Source organism: Mesorhizobium sp. M4B.F.Ca.ET.089.01.1.1 (genome assembly GCF_004022605.1).
In the GTDB taxonomy this organism is placed as follows: Bacteria; Pseudomonadota; Alphaproteobacteria; order Rhizobiales; family Rhizobiaceae; genus Mesorhizobium; species Mesorhizobium abyssinicae.
In genome coordinates, this window is sequence record NZ_RZOS01000852.1 from 1 (window position 1) to 1,282 (window position 1,282).

Consider the following 1,282-nt stretch of genomic DNA (forward strand, 5'->3'; position numbering starts at 1 on the left):
CCTTGAACCGGCGGCAGGGGAATTCGGTCGGTGGCAGCCGTAGAAAATTGGTACACCGGCGCGGGTCAGAGGTTCGGCCAGTATGTTGCCTACCGGCGTAAGCGCAAAAACCTCGACCCTCCATCCTCGGCGCGCCAACTCCTTGGCGAGGAGTACGAGTTGGCTCTCCGTGCCGCCAAGGTTTAGCGATCCGATCACAAAAAGTACGCCCTTACGACGACTCTTGGCGATGGCCGTCGAAGGAACGATAGCGGATGTCTTTGCTGGAGCATAATTCATCGAGACTCTACCGCCGCCGACTTCCGATTTAGCCGTCGCATGCCACAGGCATGGGTCTCAAGCAAGCGCAAAGCACTCCCTAAGCTCCACGATTGGGTGAACGGCCGAAGGCAAATATTTTCGGGGCAGAAACGAACGGTCCGCGCCCAAGCAGCCCGCCAGTCGCTAATAACACGCCGATGAGCAGCAATATGACCGGCGGAAGCCACTTCAGCCTTTCGAGAATTGTCTCGTAGGAACGGGCACTCTGAAAGCCTTCCGGCGTTCCAAGCCGATGCCAAGGTTGACCGTAGGCTCCATGCAAAAGAGGCAGCATATCTTCGTAGTCCGAATAGTAGGAATCGACTATCGACGGATCTTTTTCTACAAGAGCCAGAGGATAGGGTACTAGGACACCATAATCGGAATCGAGAACATTACCATCGACCTCGACGATCGTGTGCTGCTCAGCGCTATATATCGTCGCTGGGATTCCCTGTTCCGTAAGGATTGAATAGACAATCTTTGAGACTTGGGAGCAAAAGCCGTAACCGCGATCTAAGGCCTTTCGGGGTGTCAAAAACTCGTAATTTTGAAAGCTGTCATGGTATGCAGGAAGCCAACCGAGCAGCCAGATGACGTAGTTGTCGAAAACGCTGATCTTCGTATAGCGCGCGTCAGTATCCGTCCAGCGGTCCCCTTCCGTCCAGTAATGCACCACGCCACCCGCGACAGCCTTTGTTAGGCGCTCAAGATAGACCTGCCTGGGCTCATTCGGTCCGCGATAAAGGCCGTTCAAATCCCCTATCTTCTTCTCAAACCCAAGCGGTCCCTCAATGGCTTCAACGGGGGGTGTCGGATAGGCCTGGACGAGGCCGAGGGGATAAGCAGCGACAAAGAGCAGAAACACCGTCCCTAGCCCGATCAGGCAGAGACCCAAGGACTGGCAGAACCGATCGGCGCCCAAATGACGGCTCCTGCTTAGAATCGCCTTTTCCTCGCTGCTAGTAGTGCAGGGATATCA

Annotated in this window: 2 protein-coding genes; both read right to left on the reverse strand. The window is 55.2% G+C overall.

Annotated features, from left to right (window positions below):
- On the reverse strand, positions 1-279 hold a 279-nt coding region (locus tag EN780_RS39865; RefSeq protein WP_210215080.1), incomplete at its 3' end, for a hypothetical protein.
- A 79-nt stretch (positions 280-358) separates the two neighbouring features.
- Positions 359-1,225, reverse strand: a complete 867-nt coding sequence (locus EN780_RS34495; protein ID WP_127310184.1) for a hypothetical protein — start codon at positions 1,223-1,225, stop codon at positions 359-361.
- Positions 1,226-1,282: the final 57 nt, after the last annotated feature.